This is a genomic window from Gymnodinialimonas sp. 202GB13-11 (assembly GCF_040932485.1).
Taxonomy (GTDB): Bacteria; Pseudomonadota; Alphaproteobacteria; order Rhodobacterales; family Rhodobacteraceae; genus Gymnodinialimonas; species Gymnodinialimonas hymeniacidonis.
The window spans coordinates 3,660,194-3,679,971 of sequence record NZ_JBFRBH010000001.1; the positions used below are offsets into that span (position 1 = coordinate 3,660,194).

Consider the following 19,778-nt stretch of genomic DNA (forward strand, 5'->3'; position numbering starts at 1 on the left):
TGCGGGCGCATCGGGGAACCGGATCGGTCAGCGGCGAATGCCGTCGGTGCCATACCTGTCTCCTCCACCGGGCGCCCCGCCCGAGTTAGGGTTGAAACAAGCAAAAGGCAGGTCTCCTGACTTCGCGGGTCTGGGCGTTCTTGCGGCCTTCCCGGGGCGGGCCCAGTGACCATATGCAAAACACTCACCGCTTACAGTTGCGGGGGCAGTCACGGACTTGGCACATATCAAGGCACCGCACCGTGTTCCCTATTAACCCACAAGGCGTGGGACCAATTGCGCCGTAACCCGTAGGTTGATTCCGTCTGCCGTGCAATAGAGTTGGTTCATCTTTGGGATCACAGCAGCGCTCTGAGCAGTCTTTCGTAGTTCCTATTGGTTTGGTGTGAATAGTCACGAGCTTGAAAGTCGGCGAAGCGGGACACGCCTGCAGCATCCAGAGTACGGCTCGAAGGTCTGGAATAGGCCGTCGCCTCACACCGATTGATTGCGTCTCGTCAGCGGTGTTCGAAGCCGACCCGTCAAACGCCACGACACCAAGTCCGGGCAGAACCATGATTTACCGTAGGTCGAAGGATCTTTTCATCGAATGCGGACGACGATTTTTCCCAGGTGACGATTGCTTGCCATGTAAGCGTAGGCATCAGACACTTCATCGAGTGGAAAGATGCGATCGATCACCGGTTTCAGTTTTCCTGTCGCCCAGAGCGGCATCAGGAAATCCACAGCTGCTTTCCTTCGATCGGCATTGTCCAGCAAGTGCCAAACAAGGTGAAACCCTTTGATGGCAATGCCCTTCGTGAGGATGGGATAGAAAGGAAGCCCAGGGATTTCGCCTGATTGAAACCCCATCAACACCATTGTGCCTTCAGGAACCAATGCTTCGGCGGCGGGGGCAATCATGTCTCCAATAACAGAGTCGCAAACGAGATCGACCCCCTTGCCAGCTGTGATCGTACCAACTCGCTCAGCAAGATCTTCAACGTCGGTGACGACGACATGATCCGCGCCTGCATCTTGCAATGCTGGCGCTTTCATTTGGGTGCGCGTCGTCGCGATACTGGTCGCCCCGATTTCGGTAAGGATTTGGAACGCTGCTGTCCCAACACTGGAGCTTGCACCCGTAATTAACGCGACCCTACCATCTGCCTCTTTCGGCATACCACCTTTGTCGAGGATCATGCCGTATGCAGTGGCAAATGCCATCCAGAACGCGGCCGCGTCTTCAAAGCTTACGCCCTCAGGAATTGTCTCCAATGCCTCAGCCGGGACGTTCACAACCTCGGCAAGTGTCCCGTATTTCGCCCAGTCCATCATTGGAAGAATGCAGACTCTGTCACCTACCATAAAGTTCGAAACGCCATTGCCCACAGCCAAAATCTCACCTGCGCCTTCCGCACCCAAGGGGGCCGCCGGGATGGGAGGCTCAACAAGATAGTTTCCGGCTACATAGAGAAGCTCAGCACGGTTGAGACCTGCAGCACGCATGCGCACCTGAACCTCACCTGGTCCGGGTTGCTTCACGGGCAGGTCCACAAGATTGATGTTCTCGGGTCCACCGAGGGCGTCAAATTGAGCTGTGAGAGGCATCAGGTCATCCTTAAAGCTTGCTTCACAGGAAGCTTACTGGTGCCTTTTCGCGTAATCATGTAGTGAATTATCATCTGGTTGGTGCGTATTTGCGAGGCAAGAGTGGACTGGGAAGAGATCAAAACGCTCCGGGCCGTGGTCCAGCATAGAACAGTCCGCGGCGCCGGGCATGCACTCGGCGTGCACCACACAACGATTGGCCGACGGATCGACTCGTTGGAGGCCAGCATTGGGACCAACCTATTCAATCGCACTCCCGATGGGCTGTTGCTCACCTCCGCCGGAGAGCGACTGTTTGCGGTTGCGCAGGATTTTGACGAAGCCCTCATTGATGCAGAACGCAGCATTGTAGGTTTGGATGATGAACTGGCGGGGTCTTTGGCTGTCACGATGCCAGAGCCGTTATTGAACGCGCTTTTCATTCCGGAATTGCCGGAATTCGTCGCGAACAACCCGTCCGTGGAACTCCGATTTGATACCTCGCTGTCCATCCGAGACGTTGCGCGACGTGAAGCGGACTTTGCAGTGAGGCTGGATAATAACCCACCCGAAACGTTGGTCGGAAAACGGCTCTTCGCCTATACCGAGGCCGTCTATGCGACGTCCGAATACTTGGCCCGTGACCCCAAAAATCGTCGATGGCTCGGATGGGGGCATGGCACGCAAGGCGCGCCAGAGTGGGTCCAATCATCTGAGTTTCCCGACCTTCCGATTTGGGGAGTCTTTCCGACGATCCCGTCACAACAAGCGGCAGCACGGCAAGGCCTCGGTTTCGCGATACTTCCGTGCCTATTCGGGGATGCAGACCCTGAACTACAGCGTGTCGGCAAGAGACCTCCTACAAAGAGCCGGGACATCTGGCTCCTGACGCATAACGATTTACGCAAGACCGCCCGCGTGCAGGCCTTCATGAGCTTTGCCGAAGACCTCCTCCGCCGAAAGAAATCCGTCATCCAAGGAAGTTGATGCGCTATCTGCAAAATTGCACCAACTTGATGCAAACACACTTCGTGATGTTGCGAAATTGCGATGCTACCTCTGAACCAACGCGACAGACAGTGGTTCGGAGACTTCCATGCTTGACACAGCGGCACAGGTGCACCCCCGCATCAAAGAGCTAGGGCTGCAAGACGAGTATCCGTTTGCCTCTCACTTCATCGATACTCCGATGGGGCGAATGCACTATCTGGACGAAGGCGCACACACCGGCGGGTCCACCGTTCTTGCGGTTCATGGCAACCCGTCTTGGTCCTTTCTCTATCGTGTATTGGTCAAAGGCTTATCGTCAGATCGGCGCGTAGTCGTTCCAGACCACATCGGTTTTGGGCTTTCCGACAAGCCAGACGACGAGCACGCCTACACGCTCAAAGCCCATATCGACCATTTGGAGGATTTGGTCCTCAAGCTGGACCTGACCAACATAACGCTTGTGATGCAGGACTGGGGTGGGCCGATTGGCTTGGGCGTAGCGGCTCGGCATCCCGACCGCATCAAGGCACTGGTTGTCATGAACACGTTTGGGTTCTACCCGCCCGTCGACGGTATGGACCCCGAAGCGCTGAAGCTTCCACCTCCCCTATTGATGATGCGGTCCAAGGGTTTGGGTGATTTCATGGTCCGGCGGCTTGGCTTTTTCGAACGGCAAGTGATGACGATGGCCACTGCAACGAGGCGCAATGGGCCAGTGAAAGCTGCCTACCGGGATGTTTTCAGAAGCTCGGCGGATCGTGCAGGCGTCATGGCGTTCCCCCGCATGATCCCCACGAACACGCGCCATCCGGCCGCCAAGATCCTGCTCGAAGAAACAGGTCCGTATGTCGAACAGTTCGACGGCCCGGCCCATATTTTTTGGGGCTTGAAGGATCCGCTCATTCCCATCGGCGCATTGGCTGCTTGGAAAAAACGCCTGCCGCAGGCCGGTGTCACAGAGTTCGAGACCGCCCGCCATTACCTCCAAGATGATGAGCCTGAGGCTCTGGTGCACCACCTTCGCACCTTCCTGACGTCCAAAGTCGACTGACCCACCCTTCACCAAAGACTGGAGAGCAATATGAGAGTTCGCGTTTCCCGCCGAACAGTCCTGCTAGGATCGGTGGCTGCCTTGGCCATTGCAACGGGGCTTCCTGCATCTGCACAAGACTTCACTCCGAGCGCAGAAATGCCTTTCGAAAAGAACTTCGTGGAGGTGAACGGTTCAAGGATGGCCTATGTGGATGAAGGTGAAGGACCAGTCGTTCTTTTCCTGCATGGCAACCCGACCTCATCGTACCTTTGGCGCAACATTATTCCGTTCGTTCTGGACGATGTTACTGGCGCCACGACCCGATACCGCGCGATTGCGCCTGACCTGATCGGCATGGGCGACAGCGACAAACCAGACATTGGGTACACATTCGCAGAGCACGCCGAGTATCTAGATGGCTTCATTGAAGCTTTGGGCTTGGAGGATATTACTCTCGTCATTCATGACTGGGGATCTGTCCTCGGAATGCGCTACGCCCGCATGAACGAGAACAACGTCAAGGCCGTTGCCTTCATGGAAGCTGGAATTCCGCCAGCCCTTCCAGCCCCCAGCCTTGAGGCGATGGGCGAGGCGAATGCACAACTCTTCGGAATGCTCAGGTCAGAAGCAGGCGAGGTTGCCGTTCTGCAGAACAACTTCTTTGTGGAAGAGGTTCTCGGTCGGCTGGCCGTCGCAACGCCGCTCTCCGAAGATGTCCTCGATCATTATCGCGCACCATTCCCAACACCAGAAAGCCGTCTGCCAACTTTGGTTTGGCCGCGTCAGGTGCCGATCGCCGGGGAGCCAGCAGATACTGCAGCCGTCATCACAGAGAACGGCGCGTGGCTCTACTCAACCGATCTGCCCAAATTGATGCTGCACGTGGCGCCGGGCGCCCTCATGCCTCCTCCCGTTGTTGAATACGTGAGAGCGAACGCCTCCAATCTGGAAGACGTCTTCCTCGGACCGGGTGTGCATTTCGTTCAAGAAGATCATCCCGAAGCCATTGGTCGCTCATTGCGCGATTGGATGGACCGGCTAGCGGCCTGAGGAGAGCATGATGGATTCCCCAAAACCGGTTTTTCTCATCGCGCTTCTAGAGGTCCAGGATATGGCCAGCTTTCAGGCTGGATATGTCGGGCCCCTAAAGGCAATCAATGACCGTCATGGCGTGGAGACCATCGTCGCCACTCCAATGCTTTCCGCGCTGGAGGGCGCGCCCACAGCCAATGTCGCAGCAGTCCTGCGGTTCGCTTCCCAGGCTGCGTTGGACGCTTGGTATACAGACCCGGATTACCAACCGCTGATCCATGCACGGCAATCGTCGACAGACCAGAGCAGCTCTCAACTCATCGCTTTGACGCCAGTGTCGTAAATACGAAAATCAGAAGAAAGACCTTAAGAACATGACGTTTGAAACCGCCTTGATCGGCTTCGCACTTGTAACAATGACCGCGCTGACGGTCGAAATCGTCTACGCTTACGTGAGTCAGGGCTTCGGCTATGGCTTTTCTTCCAACCGGCCCACGGTTGAGCGGGGTGCACTCGGGCTTCGCATACAGCGCGCCTATCAAAACCAGGTTGAGTCTTCGGCCTACATCGTTCCCGTTCTGGCGGGGGCAGCGTATTTGGGTGTCTCCGGTGACGGTCCGGCGCTTGCCGCAGCGCTTATCGTGCTGGGCCGTGCTGCATTCGTGGTGCTGTACTACACCGGCATCCCTTTCATCCGCATTTTGGGCTTCACCTGCGGGTCGCTCGGGTCGCTCTACTTGGCTGTCCAGTGTGTGCTCATGATGTCGGCTACAGCTTAAGGGACCTCACGCTATAGCGGTCCTTTGCGACCCCCTTGCTATGGTTCTGACTAGTGCTGGGTTTCTGTCTCGTCTTCACTCTTTAGCGGCACTGATGTGATAGGAACCCGCTCTCAAAATATGACCTTAAACGGGCCCATCGACGTCGACGTAAACAAGAAGGGACGGGGCGCATGTTGATCTCGACTGCTCACGTTCGTGATCATCCCCGTCCCACTTCGCTCGTTTAAGCTGGAACGGCCCACGCTGAAGCAGCGTTGGTCGAAATTCACGAAATCTGCGCAACGGTCCATCTATAAGCAGGAAGATGATCGAGGTGGCCAAACGGGTCTTCCGCGTTCGACGCCGCATAGCGGACACACATTTCATACTCAGCACGGATTGCACTACGCTTTCGCGCCGCGAGGTGGTCCGGCCAGCGGCCAGTTCACACTGGTTCAATCGCCCTGCAATTGGTTTCAAGCTTTGATGCGCCAGCTGTCAATGACTGCGTTGCCAACTGCGGCTACATCTTTGGCAGCGGTCGTGTTGCCTTCTACGCGTATCATCGCGAGGGCCCCCCAGAGCAAACCAAGAAGATAAGTTGCACGCTGGTTCAGGAGTTGGTCATCCGCAATCATCTGGCCGCTTGACCGTGCATTCGTTAGCGCTGAAACGAAGGAACGCTTTAGCAAATTGCGGTAACTCTCGATCCGCTCTTTGACCTCCTCCGAGGCGCGGCGCACGTCCAGCACCGTATTCACCATCAGACACCCTGAATGAGCAGGCGCGTCCGAATCCGCCGGTGCACTCATGGCCTTGAAGAGGTTCTGGATGGCGTCCAATTCGCCCTTTGCGACCGTGCCCTCATACACTTCGACAGCTCCCAAATGGTAGCGATCCAATGCGGCGAGGAACAAACCCTCCTTGTCACCGAACGCGTTGTAGAGACTGATCCGTTTCACGCCCGTGGCTTGTTCAAGCGCGTTGATGGGGGTGTCATCAAACCCCGTACGCCAAAAGGCCACCATTGCGGCATCTACCACCGTATCTTCGTCAAAACTTCTTGGGCGGGCCATATCACACCAATTTTATAATGTGAGGTATATAACTCTGGACAGGCGGTTTGGCAAACAGTAGGAATTATATAACGTAAGTTATAAAACGATTCTTACCGCAGGAGCATCCCCATGCGTGCCGCACTCAGTAACGTCGCCCTCTTGGCGGCGATCATCCTCTCTTTGCCTGCTCCCACCCCGGCGCAGGATTGGGCGGGGTCATTTGATGCAGCCATTGTTGACGATATCACGCTCCGGCGCACGATTGAGCTTCAGTTCCGCAGCCCTCCGGAGGAGATCTTCCCACAACTTCTCACACGGGTGGACCTTTACGATCCCAACGTGATCGAAGTGCGTTTTGATCATTCTCAAAGTGAGAATCCGGGTCAGTTTGGCGTCGGGTCGCTTCGCATTTGCGTCTTCGCTGATGGTCGCGAGTTGGTTGAACCGATTGTCATCTACGATCCACCATATTCCTACGGCTACACGGTGGATCACGAAGCGTCGACAATGTCGCTTCCCGTCAGTGACATCGTCCTCATTTACTCGTTTCGGCCCGCAGAAAGCGCCGCGACACATCTGAATGTGCAGGCGTTTTACGATCCCCGCATTCCCGGCACCGTGCCGGTCATTGAGCCAGTCCTGACCGGCACGTTGCGCCGCACCTTCCAAACCGCCGTTGACGTCTTCGGCGGCACCTATCTCGGCGACGAGAGACCCTGAGGCAAACCGCCTTTTTCCCAAAAACAAGGAGACCTACCATGACCGCCAAATCAACCCTGCGCTCCCTCATTGCATCCGCTTTATTCCTGGCACCTGCTGTGGCGTTTGCGGATAGCGCAACCGTTGTCGAGATCGTGACGTTTCAAGCCCAAGCCGACGCAGATTCTGCTGCCGTAACTGCAGCACTTGATCCAATCGCTGAGCAGATGGGCCAGTATGGAACGCTCGTTGCGCGTTCTGTCGCTGAAGGTCCCGACGGGACGTGGACAATGGTCAACTATTGGACGGACCGTGATGCAATGAACCGCATCAACGAGGAAGCCCTGACATGGCCAGAGTTTGCTGCATTGCCCGGTGTGGCGAACCTCGAAACACTTCAAATGCAGCAACTCGACATTCAGTCGTCTGTCGGTCTGGACGTTGAGTAATGCAAATCGCGAGATCAATGACTGTGGCAACAAAGGTGGATCACGTGTGGTCCATCCTTGCGACTGATTATGCTAAAGTTGGCAAATGGGCGCGTGCAGTGCAGGCGTCCGAGGCGAAGGAAACAGGCACTCCGGTCAACGGCGCGCCAGTGACGGGTCGTGTGTGTACCGCATCCATCGGCGACGTGACGGAGACAATCCGCATCTTCGACCCCGCGTATCACATCCTTGCCTATGACGCCAAGGCGAAGGCCATGCCATTTTTTGTGCGTAACTTGAGTGGCCGGTGGAAGCTGCACGGCATCGGAGATGAGACTGAAGTCGATCTCTCTTTCGTCGCAGATCTGATGCCGCCCTTCCGCACACTGATGGGTTGGGCAATGCGACGCCAGTTCAGCACAGCCATCGACGAAACGCTCGAGGACCTCAAACTCTTCGCCGAGACAGGCAAGATTCATCCTGACAAAGCCGCTGCCTTGGCAGCCTGAAACCTAGGAAAACTTCTATGACACTCGAACTCTGGTCCGCATTCGTGACCGGTGGCATGCTTTGGCTGTCCATCGTCGTACAACAGCTTCACCTCGATAAAATCGGGGGCACGGCATACGCACTTTCAAATCGCGTTGATCCGCCGCCCGACTCTCCGGCACAAGGCCGTCTCTTGCGCGCCGTGCGGAACCAGAGCGACGTGGCTGCTGTTTGGATCACCCTTGTCGTTGTCCAGCAGATCACTGGATCATCTGGCGCTCTCACCTATTGGGCCTCGCTGGCCATGATCGTGTCCCGCATTTTCTATTTGCCGCTTTACGCATTCGGGATCACGCCGTTTCGCAGCCTGAGTTGGGCGTTGTTCCTGTTTGCGGCACCTGTCTTCGGCGTTGGGATCATCTTGGGTCTTGATACTGTCGGTGTGGCGGTCAATCCATGAGCTGGTTATCTAAACTGATCGCGTCTGAAGGGCGGTCCCGCGCGGACCGTGCCTTCGACGAGAGGCGCCGCGCCGCAGATACTCTTTCCCTTGCAGAGCTGGATCCAAGTCATTCAATCCTGGAGCTTGAACCGGGAAAGGGCTGGTTCAGTGGACTGCTGCTTGAGCTCATTAATCCGTTAGGCAGCCTGGTAGTTCAACAGCCCGCGGAATTGGACGGCTTCTTCGGGAAGGAGGCCCGAAAACGCATTGAACGTTCAGCGAATTCGAATGCGCGTTACAGCGCTGCGTCTTGGGAAACCCTGGATTCAGACGGCCACTCAATAGATCGTGTCGTGTGGTTGCAGGGGCCACATGAACTTTGGTTCACACCGCAACCGGGCGTCAGTTTTGGCAAGCCGAGCAAAGTGTTTGCCGAAATCGCTCGGGTCCTGAAACCGGGCGGGAAGTTCCTACTTATCGACAATCTGGCGCCACCCGGCGTGGACCAAGCCTCGGCCGGTGCATTGCATAGAAGCGTGCCAAATGAATTGAGCGCGCTCGTCGAAGAAACTGGCCTGCGCCTTGAGCATGAAGATCGGGACTGGATCTGTGATACGAACGATCCGCTTGATATCCCCACCTACGATCCCAAAGTGCATCTGAAGACTAGGCAGTTTGCGCAGGTCTTCATGAAGTGAGCACAACCGCCTTTAGTGGCCGTCCTCCGAGGGCAGTGATGGCTTCCGGTACGACAGCACTGGCGCGCTGTGTCCCCAATCATCGAGTGCGACCAACTCTATGCTTTGAAACTGCAGCGAACGGCGGAAATGCTCGCTGTGGTCACGGCCTTTCGAACCTTCTTCGCAAGGGCCAATCCAAGCCCGGCGCACACCAAAGGTTAGCCTTCTATCTGGCTCGCCATAATCGCGATGGCGCGTTGATAAACCGGCGCCGCATTCCATGCTTGGATTGCGCTAAAATTGCGCTGGCCTTCTTGATAGCCTTGGCCTGGCCGCCAGCCATTCTGGCGCAAAAAATTCGCAGTCGAAGCCATGGCATCTGTAAGGTTATTCAAGTCAACACGCCCGTCACCGTTACCATCGACGCCGTAGCGCAGAACGTTGCCCGGCAAGAATTGCGTATGTCCCAGCTCTCCATGCATCGCGCCGACCGAATTCGGGCTGATGATACCGCGATCCACCAGGGTGAGCGCTGCAAGCGCATGTTCGCTGAAAAAGGCTGTGCGGCGGCAGTCATAGGCAAGTGTTGCAATGGCCGAGAGGACGTTTGCATCGCCCATGAAATTCCCAAACCCGGTTTCCATTCCATGAATCGCGACGATCACCGCTGCTGGAACGCCATATGCACGCTCGAGCGAGTCGTAAAACGCAGGGTTTGCAGCGATCCGTTGCCGGCCTTGCCGCACAATCGTGTCTGCACCACGAACGCGCATGAACTCTTCAAGAGAATAGCTAAAGGAGCGCTGGTTGCGGTCTGCCGAAATCGTCCGCGTGGCGTATGTCGTGGCAGCCAGAGCTTGCAGCCCGGCCGGACCGATACCCGCGGCGGCAGCTTCTGCAGCGAATTCCTGCTGCCAGCGAGAGAAACCGGACGCGTCATTGCCGCAGGTCGCGGCCATAGCCGAGGAGGGCACACCGAGTAGAAGGCAGATCACTGTGGCACGGCGGATGGAATTGATCAGGCCTATGTGCATGGTGTCTTCCCACAGTGATTGGATGGCTTCAGCAACTTGCGAAAATCCTAGCATGGGCGAAGCGCGGGGAGGCAAGAAATCTTTCCGCGAATGCAGCACCCGCCAAAACATGCCTTTCGCATATTGCTGCCAGAGTTGAAATTCGTGACGCTGCCCGGAACCAGATTCCCAGTTACAATGGCGTTCGGTCCCGTCGAGATGGCGCATTTGCGGCGCATGTCCGCAACTAGGGTTGTGACGGCAGCGTCCTTGCTTACCGACCAATGCCGCCTTTGAGTCGGAAAGCCCGGTTTTCCCATTCATTGAAAAGCATTCGATTTTCGGATCAACACCGCTCGCAGAACCTGAGAGTCCGATAAGGAGGCTCCCACGGCAGTCACTTCGCTGTCGTGTCCGATGCTTTGCGAGAACGCCTTGAACGCCTCGCGCGATTTGTAGTGGCCGTCGCTCCGTTTAACGACGGTCCTGTGAAGGCTTTGCGGCCCGAAAGCCGGCAACTCTGCATTGACGAACGCGGTCTTGAACAGCGCGCGAAGTGTGCTGGTGTGGTTGTATGGCTCGCGCTCCAACCCGGTAACCGAGAAGCCTCCGGCGATGCACCCTTACTTGTGTACATGGAAGAACGCGGCATCCAGTGTTCGCGTCTTACGCGATGTTCTCGCGAAAGCGCCCAAGTGGGGGCACTCCACCGGATGTGATTGGATCAAGCCCGTCAATCCTACATCGCCAAGCCCTTATAAAAGGGCCTACGGGATGTCTCTAACCATATTCGGGAGGAGAAGTGGTGCCGCTGAAGGGACTCGAACCCCCGACCCCATCATTACGAATGACGTGCTCTACCAGCTGAGCTACAGCGGCTTACCGGCGGCGCTCATAGCAAGGCGCGCGCCGGTTGAATAGACCTAATTTCGGGATTCCTCGGCCACTTCGACCTCGACCGCGGCGGACGGTGATGACCCCTCATCCACAACGGTGACGTCAACCTCATCCACTGGCCCGTCCTGAACGACGTCAGCGTCTTCGGGTGTGTCGCGCTGGTCTTCCAATGCGCCCACGATCAAAGGCAGCATTTGAGTGGGTCCAGCCAATGCCGCCTCGGATTGCCGGACTTCGGACCATTCCAGCGTGTCGAAGCTGTCGCAATTCGCGCAGACCGGGCGCCAGTCTTCGTGGACGTGGCCACAATTGCCGCAAACCCATTGGTTCCCGCGTGATGCTGTAACGGCGCGCGCCAGCCAGCCGCGCACCACGCGGTCTTCGGCGCCTTCGCCACGCTCGATGGCCGCCATCAATGTCAGGGACCGCGCTGTCGGGCTTGTTTCCGCCAGATTGCCAAGCGCCTTGCGCGCTTCCGGGAAATCCTCGGCTGCGATCTGCAACTCCGCCTCCAGCATCTTGGTCTCGGGATGTCCGCGATGCTTGCCCAGCAGCGGCCGGAACCGGCGCAGACGCAGCGCAGGGGTTTCATCGGGTTCAATATCGGCAAAGGCTGCGGCCAGATCCGGATGCGGGGCCTGATCCCAGGCTTTGCGGATGGTTTTGACGGCTTGGCGCTTGTTACCCGCCTCGGTCGCCAGACGTGCCGACATCACGGAGGCCGGCACAAGGCCCGGGGCCAGTCGGCTGGCCTCGGCCACATCGCGGGTGGCGGTGACAACCTGACCATCGGCCATCGCTTCACGCGCATGGGCCAGCGCCAGAACGGCATCGCGGCGACGGTGCAGGTCACGCGGCACATTGCCTGACTTCAACGCCTGCGCCAGCGTTCCGCGCGCACCTTGCCAATCTTCATGCTTGGATTGCAGCGAGATCAGCGTGGTTTGCACTTCGGCATTTTTGGGGCGCAGCGCCAGCGCCTTCTCCCCAAGCTTGAGGGCCGTGTCGGTATCACCCTCTTCAAGCCGTTGCTTCATCAAGCCGCGCACGCCAACGAACCGGGTGCGATCATCCTGGACAAGCGCCTTGAACGTTTCGGTCGCCAGCGCCTTGTCGCCAACCATCTCCGCACCCTGCGCCTTGACCAGATTGGTCAACTCAGGCCGGTTGAGGTACTTGCCAGCACGCTCCGCCTTGCGGATTGCCAAGCGCCCTTCGCCAGCGGCCAATGCCATCATGCCGTCGCCCAAAGCCTCGAACCCCTTCCGCTCCGAGCGGCGGTCAAAATAGCGGCTGACCGCAGTCTCATCGCCGTTCAGGAACCGCAGCGTGGCGACCAAAAAGCCCACGACCTTGAAGAGGATCCACACGGCCAACAGCAGCACGAGCGCACCAATCACGGCCTTCACTGGCGTGATGATGTATTCCGTACCCAACACGATCAGTGTGCCGAGATTGTCCATCTCGAACAAAGCCGTCACGCCAAGCGTCAGCCCGACGACAATCATGATGAAAAGGATGATTTTCAGTAGCGACCAGAGCATGTCCCGCTCTCCTTAATTGTCGAGCGTGGCGGCAAGCTCCGCCAGGGCTGCATCTGCTTCGGCGCGGGTCTGAACCTGAGTGACCCAGTCGGCCAAGAGGCTGCGCGCGCCTTCGGGCAGGCTTTCGATTTCGGTCAGTGCAGAGGACAGATCACCGGCCTCAACAGCGGCCCCGACACGGCTGAGCACGGCATCAGGATCATCACCTTCGCGAGGCACAACGGACCGTCCGCCAAGCTGGTTCTGCAAGAAGGCACCCAGCCCGCCCATCACGCCATCTTCGGCGGTTTCGCGGTTGGCCTCTGCCAGTGCCGCGCGGGCTGCAGCCGGGTAGGCGGCTTGCAACTCTTCCAGCGTCGGCACACCTGCCTCGGCGACGGCTTGCAATTCATCCGGCACCTCAACGTCCATACCCGACAGCGCCTCGGCAAATGGATCACCGGCGGCCATTGCGATCTGCACACGGCTCAGCGCGGCCTGCGCTTGCGTTGCGGCAGCCGTGGCCTGCGCTTCGGCCTGCGCCTCGGCGATTGCGGCCTGCGCGGCGTCAGATGCGGCTTGCAATTCGGCAGCGGCGGCAGCCTGCGCGGCTTCTGCGGCGGCCACGGCCTCAGCGGCCGCGTTGCGTTCTTCCGCCAGCCGGCCTTCCAGCGCTTCCACGGCGGCAGCCATCGCGGCGCTGTCTTCGTCCACTTCGCCGGTGAAGACGGGGCGCTCCTCAAGGGCCACAACACGTCCCGTCAGCGCTTCAACCGCCGTGCCAACGCCTGCGACGTCAGACGCCACACCTTCAATCGCGCTCTCTACGCTAGACAGATCCACCTCAGGTGCTGCCGGCGGTTCAGCGGCGGCCAAGGCAGCAACCTGCTCCTGCAATCCGGCAATGGTGCCTTGCTGCGCCTCGATTTGCTCAAGGGCTGCCGTCAGGGCGGGGTCAACTTCAGGCGCTTCGCTGGGGCGCAGGCCGAACAAGGCTGCGCCATAGCCCAGAGCCGCTGCAACAACGCCGCCAATCAGAAGGGGGCCAAACCCGGGGCCGGTGCGTTCCACCACCCGTTCAACAGTGACGGGCGCGGGTTCGGCGGGTGTATCCTCCACCGGGGCGGTCTCTTCCACAATCTCGGTTTGGGCAGGGTCGTCCTCAACAGTTTCCGCTGCCGTCGTATCGCCCGGCTCAATCGTCACGCGGTCGCCCGGATCGGGTTCCGCCGCGACGGCGTCCTCGCCTAACGTGTCATCCCCCAGCAGAACCGTGTCGCCGCCCAACTCTTCACCTGAAGTCTCCGCAGCCACGCTCTCCGCTTCGGGCGAAACACTTTCTTCTGCGTCCGACTTGCGCGATTTCCGGCTGCCCGAACGGGAGGAAGTTTGCTTCGCCATATGCTGAGGCCCCTCATCTCTGTCATATTCAAGCTGTCAACGTACCGTGACAGGGGCTCCGAGTCAGCCCGGTTCAAACTGTCACGACGCAGCAGCGGCTTCTAGGGGGAATTCCGCCGCATTCCAAACGGTTCCAATGCCTTGCGCATTTCTGCGCCATTGGGGTGCGCAATCACCTGCGTGCGGGGCTGCATCGCTTCAGGAAGCGCGGCCTTCACGGCCTCGCTGAGCGCGAAAAGTATTGTGTTTTCAGAAGCTTCAGTGGCGGCCTCCGCAAACAGGGCCGCACTGCGCGGGGAGAACAGGGGCACAATCACCTGCGACTGCTCCAAAGCGCGGCGCAAGGCATCATTGGCTGGCACCTGGTTTTGCGCGTAGGCGGCAATCCCGCGCGCATCCAGGCCCGCGCGTTGCAGATGCCCCACCACATCGCCCCTCGTGTGCCGCCCATGCACATGCAAGAGAGGCCCCGCAGGGCGGCGGGCAATCAGAGCGTCAATCAAACCTTCCGCATTTGGCCCGACCACCTCCGCTGCAAATCCTGCATCTGTTGCGGACTCTGCGGTTCGCGGGCCGACGCAATAAGCGGGGAGGTCTGATTTTGGCAGGAACGGAACGGCGTTTTCAGAAGTCAGGATCAGGGCCGAAATGCCGTCCAACGAAACCGGTTCGTCTGTTGGCGCAATCTCCATTAGCGGTGCGATCACCACATCGAAGCCGTCCAACCCTTCCGCAAATCTCTCCGACGCCGCGCGCGGGCGGGTCAGCAGTAGGGTGGGGCGCGAGTGGACAGCCATGGGGCAGGGTGTTACCCCGCATGGGCTTGGCAGACAACGGCAGCCCGCCCCCATGACCCTGACCATCCTCGGCATCGAAAGCTCTTGCGATGACACCGCCGCCGCGGTCCTGCGTGGTTCAGGCGATGCGCCGCAAATTCTGTCGAACGCCGTCCGCAGTCAGACCGACCTGCACGCAGCCTTTGGCGGCGTCGTGCCTGAGATCGCTGCCCGCGCCCATGCAGAAGCGCTCGACCTGATGGTCGAACAGGCGCTGACACAGGCGGAGGTTTCATTGCCTGAGATCAATGCAATCGCCGTCACAGCTGGCCCCGGTTTGATTGGCGGCGTCCTTTCCGGTGTGATGGCCGCGAAAGGTCTGGCGATGGGTCTGGGCAAGCCGCTGATCGGCGTGAACCACCTGGCCGGTCATGCGCTCACCCCACGTCTTACGGATGGGATTGAGTTTCCTTACCTCCTCCTGCTCGTGTCTGGCGGCCATTGCCAATTCCTGCGGGTCGACGGGCCGGAGTCCTTCACGCGCCTTGGCGGCACCATCGACGACGCGCCGGGGGAGGCCTTCGATAAGGTCGCCCGCCTTCTGGGCCTGCCACAACCCGGCGGACCTTCGGTGGAAGGCGCCGCGAAGAACGGTGACCCGACCCGCTTCAAACTCCCCCGCCCCTTGCTGGATCGCCCCGGTTGCGACCTCAGCTTCTCTGGCCTCAAAACCGCTGTCCTGCGTGCCCGCGATGATCTGGTCACTGAGAAGGGCGGCATGACGGAACAGGACCGATCAGACCTCTGCGCCAGCTTCCAATTGGCCGTAGCAGACGTGCTGGCCGAGAAATCCCGCCGCGCGCTGGCCGAAGCAGACGTCACTGCCTTCGCCGTTGCCGGAGGCGTCGCCGCCAACAAGACCCTGCGCGCGCGGTTGGAAGGAGTCACCGACCTCCCATTCATCGCCCCGCCCATGGCACTTTGCACAGACAATGCCGCGATGATCGCCTATGCCGGGATGCTCGCGTTTGAGGTCGGGCGCACGGACGACATGACGCTCAAGGCGCGCCCCCGCTGGCCATTGGACGAAGCGGCAGCGCCCATGATCGGGTCAGGCAAGAAGGGGGCCAAGGCATGAGGTTGGATGTCATCGGGGCAGGGGCGTTCGGCACGGGCCTGGCCATCGCATTCGCTGAGGGCGGGATCGACGTGACTCTCTGGGCGCGCGACATCGAGACATTTGCGGGCGGCGAAAGCCACCGATTGCCAGGTCACAAACTGCCCATGAACATCCGCACGACCGACGATCTTGCGACTTGCACTGCGGAGACCGCTGTATTCGCGCTGCCGACCCAGACGCTCGGCGGCTTCCTGTCAGCCAATCGCCTTACCGCTCAAACAGCCATCTCCTGCGCGAAGGGCATCGACCGCGCCACCGGCCTAGGTCCAACGTCCCTCATCGCAGCTCATATCCCGCAGGTCGCGCAACTGACCGGTCCCAGCTTCGCCGCCGACATCGCCAAGGGTCTGCCCACTGCGCTCACGCTCGCCTGCGCCGATGATGCCCTCGGCGCGCATCTGCAAACTGCACTCAGCACGCCCGCTTTGCGCATCTATCGCACCACCGACGTGATCGGGGCGGAACTTGGCGGTGCGCTCAAAAACGTCATCGCAATCGCCGCCGGCGCCGTGATCGGCGCAGGTCTGGGCGAGTCCGCCCGTGCGGCCCTCATCGCCCGTGGCTTTGCCGAGATGACCCGCTATGCGACCGAAAAGGGGGCGCAGGCCGAAACGCTCACGGGCCTCTCCGGCCTGGGCGATCTGATCCTAACCTGCGGGTCCGAGCAATCGCGGAACTTTCGTTTCGGCCTAGCCTTGGCACGCGGCGAAACGCTCCCCGAAGGGACCACCGTCGAGGGCTTGCACACCGCCCGCCAACTCAGTGAAAGCGCCGCCGATACGCCCATTGCTGATACTGTCGCCGCCCTTGCTGACGGCAAACTCGACATCACTGGCGCGCTCGATCATCTTCTCAACCGTCCCCTCAAACCGGAGTAAGCCATGCTTGTTGCCATCATCGCCACCGACAAACCGGGCCACCTTCAGACCCGCCTCGACAACCGCGACGCGCATCTCGCCTATGGCAAGGACAGCGGCAAATTGGTGATGGCGGGGCCGATGCTGGATGACGACGATCAGATGTCCGGCAGCCTTCTGGTGATCGAGGTCGACACCATGCAAGACGCCTACGATTTCGCCGACAACGACCCCTACGCCAAGGCCGGTCTGTTCGAGAAGGTGAGGATCGAAAAGTGGAAGAAGGTGATCGGCTGATGCGCTACTGGCTGTTCAAGTCCGAACCTTCAACGTGGAGCTGGGATCAACAGGTCGCCAAAGGCGAGGCAGGTGAAGAATGGGACGGCGTTCGCAACTACCAAGCCCGCAATTTCATGCGTGAGATGGCAGTGGGCGACCGGGGCTTCTTCTACCATTCACAAAAGGAAAAGGCCGTTGTCGGCATCGTTGAGGTTTGTGCCGAGGCGCACCCCGACAGCACAACGGACGATGACCGTTGGGAATGCGTGGACATCAAGGCAATTGAACCTGTGCCGACGCCAGTGACGCTCGATCAGATCAAGGCCGACGAGCGGCTGGCGGACATGGTTCTGGTGAAGAATTCCCGCCTATCCGTCCAGCCCGTGACCGAGGATGAGTTCAAGATAATCTGCACCCTCGGCGGTCTGTAGGCAGCGCTCAGTTCAACGAGGCTGTGGCGAACAAAACGCTGAAATCCTCGCACCAAATGACGATCGAGCCATAGGCGCTCGCGTCGACATTTGCAGGCACTTCGTACACCTGCGTGCCCTGTGGCGATTGCAGGGATCCCAGCGAAACCCACTGGCTTGCAAGAACTGCGCCGCTGGTCGCAGGGGAGCCGTCCACCACCAGCCAGACCTCGAGGTCCGGGCCCGGCGTAACCGAGAATTCGCTTAGCTGCAGGACAGTGCGGCCATCGGAGGTTTGTGCAAGCGTGGCCGTCCCATCACCTTGATGGCGTGCGTCAGCGTCCACGAATTGACCTGACGCAATCGCGGTTGCGGTGCTTTGCGCCTCCGCAGGCGGTGTCAAACCACCAAGACCGGCAAGGCCGACGCATAGGGCAAGGGAAAGGGTGAAAACGCGCATGGCTTGTCCTCCGGCACGAGATGAGTTGCCGGAAGCCTAGTCGCGTGTGGGATGAAAAAGAAAATCACGTTCCCGGCAAACTTGCGTGAGCAGGCCGATCTTAGACACAAAAAATGGGGGGTTCCGACCCCTTGGAACCCCCCATCCACCCACGCGCGGCCTCGCTCCGCTGGTGTAACTGAATCTTGGGTCCGCCTTCCTGGCCGGACACGCGCGTTATGGCAGCTTCGCCGCTTTGCAGCAAAGAAATAGCCCGTGGCATTTGACCTAAATGCTAGCGCTCAGCGGGCGGAATATGCGCCAATCGATCCGACATGTCCGCCACCTGTTCTGCGCTCCACTGCGAATGCACCCGCACCGTGCTGGCGGGTTGATGCCCCAACCCAAGTGTCTTGCCCGCGCGATGCGCCCCACGGGGCCGGATCGGGCGCGGCTGAAACCCTCCACCGCAGGTCGGGCAGACGTTACGCAGAACCTTCTCCACGCATTCCGCGCAATAGGTGCATTCGTAAGAGCATATACGCGCCTCCGCGGTATCTGGCGGCAGGTCCTTGTCACACCATTCGCAATTCGGTCTCAACTCCAGCATCGCGCCCTCCTCAAACGAAAAAGGCCCGCCCGATTTGGGCAGGCCCTGCATCTGCATAAAGCGTTACGCTTAGCTGTAGACGCTCTCTTTGCCGAAATGCTTGGTCAGCATGTAGTAGACCACGGCGCGGTACTTGTTGCGCTCGGAACGGCCATAGGTCTCGATCACCGAGTTGATCGCGTTCATCAGATCGGGGCTGTCGGGCAAACCCAGCTTCTTCATCAGGAAATTGTTCTTCACCGTTTCCAGTTCGCCTTCCTGGGTCGCTGCCACAGTCGATGCATCTGCGTCGTAGATCGACGGGCCGCAGCCGATGGTGACTTTTGTCAGCAGCGCCATGTCCGGCTCCATGCCGCACTTGTTCTTCAGATCGTCTGCATATTGCGCGATCAGATCGTCACGTTTGCCCATGGGTTGGTTTCTCCCCCGTTAGTGTTTTCATGTCTCGCACCGGACCTTCCGGTCTGGCTCGCGCGGAGGTTAAACGCGGCCACCCTATTGAAGGAAGAAAAAGTTGCAGGGAAAAACGTCCCGGCGGTCCCCTGCGCTTATGCTGCAACAAGCGGCGAGACTTCGCCTTCACGCAAAACATCCGCCGCGTAGGCCTTGCGGCCAAAGACTTCGCGGACCATCGGCTCAAAATATTCCAAGGGTTTGCTGTCATAGTCAGGATCGAAACTCGACTGATCCCAGCGCTCGCAAAAGGTCGCGCAGCTCTCGAAACAAGGATGGTCCCGGTAGCGGTCCCGCGCATTGCGGTCCCAACCGTAGTGGTGACCGTAATAGAGCATCTGGAACAGTCCGTGATGCTCGACCACCCAGGCCACATCCCACCGCACGAAAGGCCGGATCACCTCCGCCGACATGCGGTCATGGTTTTGCGGCGCAAGGCCGTCGCCAATGTCATGCAAAAGCGCGCCGACGATCCAGTCGATATCCGCCCCGTCCCGTTCCGCGCGCGTGGCGCTCTGCAGGGCGTGCTCCAGCCGCGTGATGCGATAGCCTTCCAGCGTGACCTCTCCCTGACGGCGCAACTCGTCCATCACCCGGTCACCGGTCAGGGCAAGGAACGGCTTTTCCTTACGCTCAAGAAGCTCGTAGTCTTCTTTGGTCCCGTCCCTCATCTGGGTGAAGCTGACTGTCTCGGTCATCTCGCGATTCTCCTCCGCCGTGACCGGATCGTTTCATGTTTTCTGCATTGCGTTAACCCAT

24 protein-coding genes, 1 tRNA gene and 1 riboswitch are annotated in these 19,778 nt (G+C 59.3%); of the genes, 14 read left to right on the plus strand and 11 right to left on the minus strand.

Going from position 1 to position 19,778, the window contains the following annotated elements:
• Positions 1 to 89 precede the first annotated feature (89 nt).
• A riboswitch (cobalamin riboswitch) is annotated at positions 90 to 292 on the minus strand.
• A 290-nt stretch (positions 293 to 582) separates the two neighbouring features.
• Positions 583 to 1,590, minus strand: a complete 1,008-nt coding sequence (locus V8J81_RS18680) for a zinc-dependent alcohol dehydrogenase family protein (protein WP_368477259.1) — start codon at positions 1,588 to 1,590, stop codon at positions 583 to 585.
• A 102-nt stretch (positions 1,591 to 1,692) separates the two neighbouring features.
• Between V8J81_RS18680 and V8J81_RS18685 the strand changes: the two genes are divergently transcribed.
• The 5 genes from V8J81_RS18685 (at position 1,693) to V8J81_RS18705 (ending at position 5,403) form a co-directional block, all read left to right on the plus strand.
• The gene (locus V8J81_RS18685; RefSeq protein ID WP_368477260.1) at positions 1,693 to 2,556 is read left to right on the plus strand and encodes a LysR family transcriptional regulator; all 864 of its coding nucleotides are present in this window, start codon (positions 1,693 to 1,695) and stop codon (positions 2,554 to 2,556) included.
• A 109-nt stretch (positions 2,557 to 2,665) separates the two neighbouring features.
• Positions 2,666 to 3,610 (plus strand): alpha/beta fold hydrolase, encoded by a 945-nt coding sequence (locus tag V8J81_RS18690; protein ID WP_368477261.1) that lies wholly within the window; start codon positions 2,666 to 2,668, stop codon positions 3,608 to 3,610.
• A gap of 138 nt (positions 3,611 to 3,748) precedes the next feature.
• Positions 3,749 to 4,642 carry a haloalkane dehalogenase gene (locus V8J81_RS18695; RefSeq protein WP_368477262.1) on the plus strand — a complete coding sequence of 298 codons (894 nt, stop codon included), beginning with the start codon at positions 3,749 to 3,751 and terminating at the stop codon, positions 4,640 to 4,642.
• Positions 4,643 to 4,652: 10 nt separating this feature from the next.
• Entirely contained in the window at positions 4,653 to 4,967 is a 315-nt protein-coding gene (locus V8J81_RS18700) for a DUF1330 domain-containing protein (RefSeq protein ID WP_368477263.1), read from the plus strand.
• Positions 4,968 to 4,998: 31 nt separating this feature from the next.
• Positions 4,999 to 5,403, plus strand: a complete 405-nt coding sequence (locus V8J81_RS18705; RefSeq protein ID WP_368477264.1) for an MAPEG family protein — start codon at positions 4,999 to 5,001, stop codon at positions 5,401 to 5,403.
• Positions 5,404 to 5,861: 458 nt separating this feature from the next.
• On the opposite strand, the gene V8J81_RS18710 is transcribed toward V8J81_RS18705, so the two are convergent.
• Positions 5,862 to 6,461 carry a TetR/AcrR family transcriptional regulator gene (locus tag V8J81_RS18710; protein WP_368477265.1) on the minus strand — a complete coding sequence of 200 codons (600 nt, stop codon included), beginning with the start codon at positions 6,459 to 6,461 and terminating at the stop codon, positions 5,862 to 5,864.
• Positions 6,462 to 6,572: 111 nt separating this feature from the next.
• Here V8J81_RS18710 and V8J81_RS18715 point away from each other — a divergent pair, with 111 nt between their 5' ends.
• From V8J81_RS18715 to V8J81_RS18735, 5 genes are read left to right on the plus strand one after another with little or no spacing between them, the layout of a single operon-like run.
• Positions 6,573 to 7,163 (plus strand): SRPBCC family protein, encoded by a 591-nt coding sequence (locus V8J81_RS18715; protein ID WP_368477266.1) that lies wholly within the window; start codon positions 6,573 to 6,575, stop codon positions 7,161 to 7,163.
• Between the two features lie 38 nt (positions 7,164 to 7,201).
• A complete protein-coding gene (locus V8J81_RS18720; RefSeq protein WP_368477267.1) occupies positions 7,202 to 7,591 on the plus strand; it encodes a hypothetical protein in 390 nt (129 codons plus the stop codon).
• A gap of 17 nt (positions 7,592 to 7,608) precedes the next feature.
• Positions 7,609 to 8,079, plus strand: a complete 471-nt coding sequence (locus V8J81_RS18725; protein ID WP_368477268.1) for an SRPBCC family protein — start codon at positions 7,609 to 7,611, stop codon at positions 8,077 to 8,079.
• Between the two features lie 17 nt (positions 8,080 to 8,096).
• A complete protein-coding gene (locus V8J81_RS18730; protein WP_368477269.1) occupies positions 8,097 to 8,519 on the plus strand; it encodes an MAPEG family protein in 423 nt (140 codons plus the stop codon).
• Positions 8,516 to 9,199, plus strand: coding sequence for a methyltransferase domain-containing protein (locus tag V8J81_RS18735; RefSeq protein WP_368477270.1), 684 nt, complete (start codon positions 8,516 to 8,518; stop codon positions 9,197 to 9,199). Before V8J81_RS18730 ends, V8J81_RS18735 begins: the two co-directional genes overlap by 4 nt.
• Positions 9,200 to 9,399: 200 nt before the next feature.
• On the opposite strand, the gene V8J81_RS18740 is transcribed toward V8J81_RS18735, so the two are convergent.
• From V8J81_RS18740 to V8J81_RS18760, 5 genes are all read right to left on the minus strand, one after another.
• Positions 9,400 to 10,140 (minus strand): lytic murein transglycosylase, encoded by a 741-nt coding sequence (locus V8J81_RS18740; RefSeq protein ID WP_368477680.1) that lies wholly within the window; start codon positions 10,138 to 10,140, stop codon positions 9,400 to 9,402.
• Between the two features lie 857 nt (positions 10,141 to 10,997).
• Positions 10,998 to 11,073 (minus strand) — tRNA-Thr (locus V8J81_RS18745).
• A gap of 44 nt (positions 11,074 to 11,117) precedes the next feature.
• On the minus strand, positions 11,118 to 12,635 hold the full coding sequence (locus tag V8J81_RS18750) for a heme biosynthesis protein HemY (protein WP_368477271.1): 1,518 nt from the start codon (positions 12,633 to 12,635) through the stop codon (positions 11,118 to 11,120).
• Positions 12,636 to 12,647: 12 nt separating this feature from the next.
• Positions 12,648 to 14,015 (minus strand): COG4223 family protein, encoded by a 1,368-nt coding sequence (locus tag V8J81_RS18755; protein ID WP_368477272.1) that lies wholly within the window; start codon positions 14,013 to 14,015, stop codon positions 12,648 to 12,650.
• Positions 14,016 to 14,116: 101 nt separating this feature from the next.
• Positions 14,117 to 14,812, minus strand: a complete 696-nt coding sequence (locus V8J81_RS18760) for a uroporphyrinogen-III synthase (RefSeq protein WP_368477273.1) — start codon at positions 14,810 to 14,812, stop codon at positions 14,117 to 14,119.
• A 52-nt stretch (positions 14,813 to 14,864) separates the two neighbouring features.
• Between V8J81_RS18760 and tsaD the strand changes: the two genes are divergently transcribed.
• Genes tsaD through V8J81_RS18780 form a run of 4 tightly spaced genes read left to right on the plus strand, consistent with a single transcriptional unit; the run spans position 14,865 to position 17,538 of the window.
• Positions 14,865 to 15,929: a tRNA (adenosine(37)-N6)-threonylcarbamoyltransferase complex transferase subunit TsaD gene (tsaD, locus tag V8J81_RS18765; RefSeq protein WP_368477274.1), complete on the plus strand. Its 1,065-nt coding sequence runs from the start codon at positions 14,865 to 14,867 to the stop codon at positions 15,927 to 15,929.
• The gene (locus V8J81_RS18770) at positions 15,926 to 16,849 is read left to right on the plus strand and encodes an NAD(P)H-dependent glycerol-3-phosphate dehydrogenase (RefSeq protein ID WP_368477275.1); all 924 of its coding nucleotides are present in this window, start codon (positions 15,926 to 15,928) and stop codon (positions 16,847 to 16,849) included. The genes tsaD and V8J81_RS18770 overlap by 4 nt, the downstream gene beginning before the upstream one ends.
• Positions 16,850 to 16,852: 3 nt before the next feature.
• Positions 16,853 to 17,125, plus strand: a complete 273-nt coding sequence (locus V8J81_RS18775; protein ID WP_368477276.1) for a YciI family protein — start codon at positions 16,853 to 16,855, stop codon at positions 17,123 to 17,125.
• The gene (locus tag V8J81_RS18780; RefSeq protein ID WP_368477681.1) at positions 17,125 to 17,538 is read left to right on the plus strand and encodes an EVE domain-containing protein; all 414 of its coding nucleotides are present in this window, start codon (positions 17,125 to 17,127) and stop codon (positions 17,536 to 17,538) included. The genes V8J81_RS18775 and V8J81_RS18780 overlap by 1 nt, the downstream gene beginning before the upstream one ends.
• Before the next feature lie 7 nt (positions 17,539 to 17,545).
• On the opposite strand, the gene V8J81_RS18785 is transcribed toward V8J81_RS18780, so the two are convergent.
• The 4 genes from V8J81_RS18785 to V8J81_RS18800 form a co-directional block, all read right to left on the minus strand.
• The gene (locus V8J81_RS18785) at positions 17,546 to 17,977 is read right to left on the minus strand and encodes a DM13 domain-containing protein (RefSeq protein WP_368477277.1); all 432 of its coding nucleotides are present in this window, start codon (positions 17,975 to 17,977) and stop codon (positions 17,546 to 17,548) included.
• 274 nt (positions 17,978 to 18,251) lie between these two features.
• Entirely contained in the window at positions 18,252 to 18,566 is a 315-nt protein-coding gene (locus V8J81_RS18790; RefSeq protein WP_368477278.1) for a DUF1272 domain-containing protein, read from the minus strand.
• 69 nt (positions 18,567 to 18,635) lie between these two features.
• Positions 18,636 to 18,977, minus strand: coding sequence for a DUF2853 family protein (locus tag V8J81_RS18795; protein WP_368477279.1), 342 nt, complete (start codon positions 18,975 to 18,977; stop codon positions 18,636 to 18,638).
• Between the two features lie 137 nt (positions 18,978 to 19,114).
• On the minus strand, positions 19,115 to 19,717 hold the full coding sequence (locus V8J81_RS18800; protein WP_368477280.1) for an HD domain-containing protein: 603 nt from the start codon (positions 19,715 to 19,717) through the stop codon (positions 19,115 to 19,117).
• Positions 19,718 to 19,778 lie beyond the last annotated feature (61 nt).

Bases quoted from the DNA above. Each gene is read 5' to 3' on its own strand.
- V8J81_RS18750 (WP_368477271.1), bottom strand. From the start codon at position 12,635: ATGCTCTGGTCGCTACTGAAAATCATCCTTTTCATCATGATTGTCGTC.
- V8J81_RS18785 (WP_368477277.1), bottom strand. From the start codon at position 17,977: ATGCGCGTTTTCACCCTTTCCCTTGCCCTATGCGTCGGCCTTGCCGGT.
- V8J81_RS18735 (WP_368477270.1), top strand. From the start codon at position 8,516: ATGAGCTGGTTATCTAAACTGATCGCGTCTGAAGGGCGGTCCCGCGCG.
- V8J81_RS18730 (WP_368477269.1), top strand. From the start codon at position 8,097: ATGACACTCGAACTCTGGTCCGCATTCGTGACCGGTGGCATGCTTTGG.
- V8J81_RS18690 (WP_368477261.1), top strand. From the start codon at position 2,666: ATGCTTGACACAGCGGCACAGGTGCACCCCCGCATCAAAGAGCTAGGG.
- V8J81_RS18725 (WP_368477268.1), top strand. From the start codon at position 7,609: ATGACTGTGGCAACAAAGGTGGATCACGTGTGGTCCATCCTTGCGACT.
- V8J81_RS18700 (WP_368477263.1), top strand. From the start codon at position 4,653: ATGGATTCCCCAAAACCGGTTTTTCTCATCGCGCTTCTAGAGGTCCAG.
- V8J81_RS18800 (WP_368477280.1), bottom strand. From the start codon at position 19,717: ATGACCGAGACAGTCAGCTTCACCCAGATGAGGGACGGGACCAAAGAA.
- V8J81_RS18705 (WP_368477264.1), top strand. From the start codon at position 4,999: ATGACGTTTGAAACCGCCTTGATCGGCTTCGCACTTGTAACAATGACC.
- V8J81_RS18795 (WP_368477279.1), bottom strand. From the start codon at position 18,977: ATGGGCAAACGTGACGATCTGATCGCGCAATATGCAGACGATCTGAAG.
- V8J81_RS18680 (WP_368477259.1), bottom strand. From the start codon at position 1,590: ATGCCTCTCACAGCTCAATTTGACGCCCTCGGTGGACCCGAGAACATC.
- V8J81_RS18770 (WP_368477275.1), top strand. From the start codon at position 15,926: ATGAGGTTGGATGTCATCGGGGCAGGGGCGTTCGGCACGGGCCTGGCC.
- tsaD (WP_368477274.1), top strand. From the start codon at position 14,865: ATGACCCTGACCATCCTCGGCATCGAAAGCTCTTGCGATGACACCGCC.
- V8J81_RS18715 (WP_368477266.1), top strand. From the start codon at position 6,573: ATGCGTGCCGCACTCAGTAACGTCGCCCTCTTGGCGGCGATCATCCTC.
- V8J81_RS18790 (WP_368477278.1), bottom strand. From the start codon at position 18,566: ATGCTGGAGTTGAGACCGAATTGCGAATGGTGTGACAAGGACCTGCCG.
- V8J81_RS18720 (WP_368477267.1), top strand. From the start codon at position 7,202: ATGACCGCCAAATCAACCCTGCGCTCCCTCATTGCATCCGCTTTATTC.
- V8J81_RS18755 (WP_368477272.1), bottom strand. From the start codon at position 14,015: ATGGCGAAGCAAACTTCCTCCCGTTCGGGCAGCCGGAAATCGCGCAAG.
- V8J81_RS18710 (WP_368477265.1), bottom strand. From the start codon at position 6,461: ATGGCCCGCCCAAGAAGTTTTGACGAAGATACGGTGGTAGATGCCGCA.
- V8J81_RS18780 (WP_368477681.1), top strand. From the start codon at position 17,125: ATGCGCTACTGGCTGTTCAAGTCCGAACCTTCAACGTGGAGCTGGGAT.
- V8J81_RS18775 (WP_368477276.1), top strand. From the start codon at position 16,853: ATGCTTGTTGCCATCATCGCCACCGACAAACCGGGCCACCTTCAGACC.
- V8J81_RS18760 (WP_368477273.1), bottom strand. From the start codon at position 14,812: ATGGCTGTCCACTCGCGCCCCACCCTACTGCTGACCCGCCCGCGCGCG.
- V8J81_RS18740 (WP_368477680.1), bottom strand. From the start codon at position 10,140: ATGGCCGCGACCTGCGGCAATGACGCGTCCGGTTTCTCTCGCTGGCAG.
- V8J81_RS18695 (WP_368477262.1), top strand. From the start codon at position 3,749: ATGCCTTTCGAAAAGAACTTCGTGGAGGTGAACGGTTCAAGGATGGCC.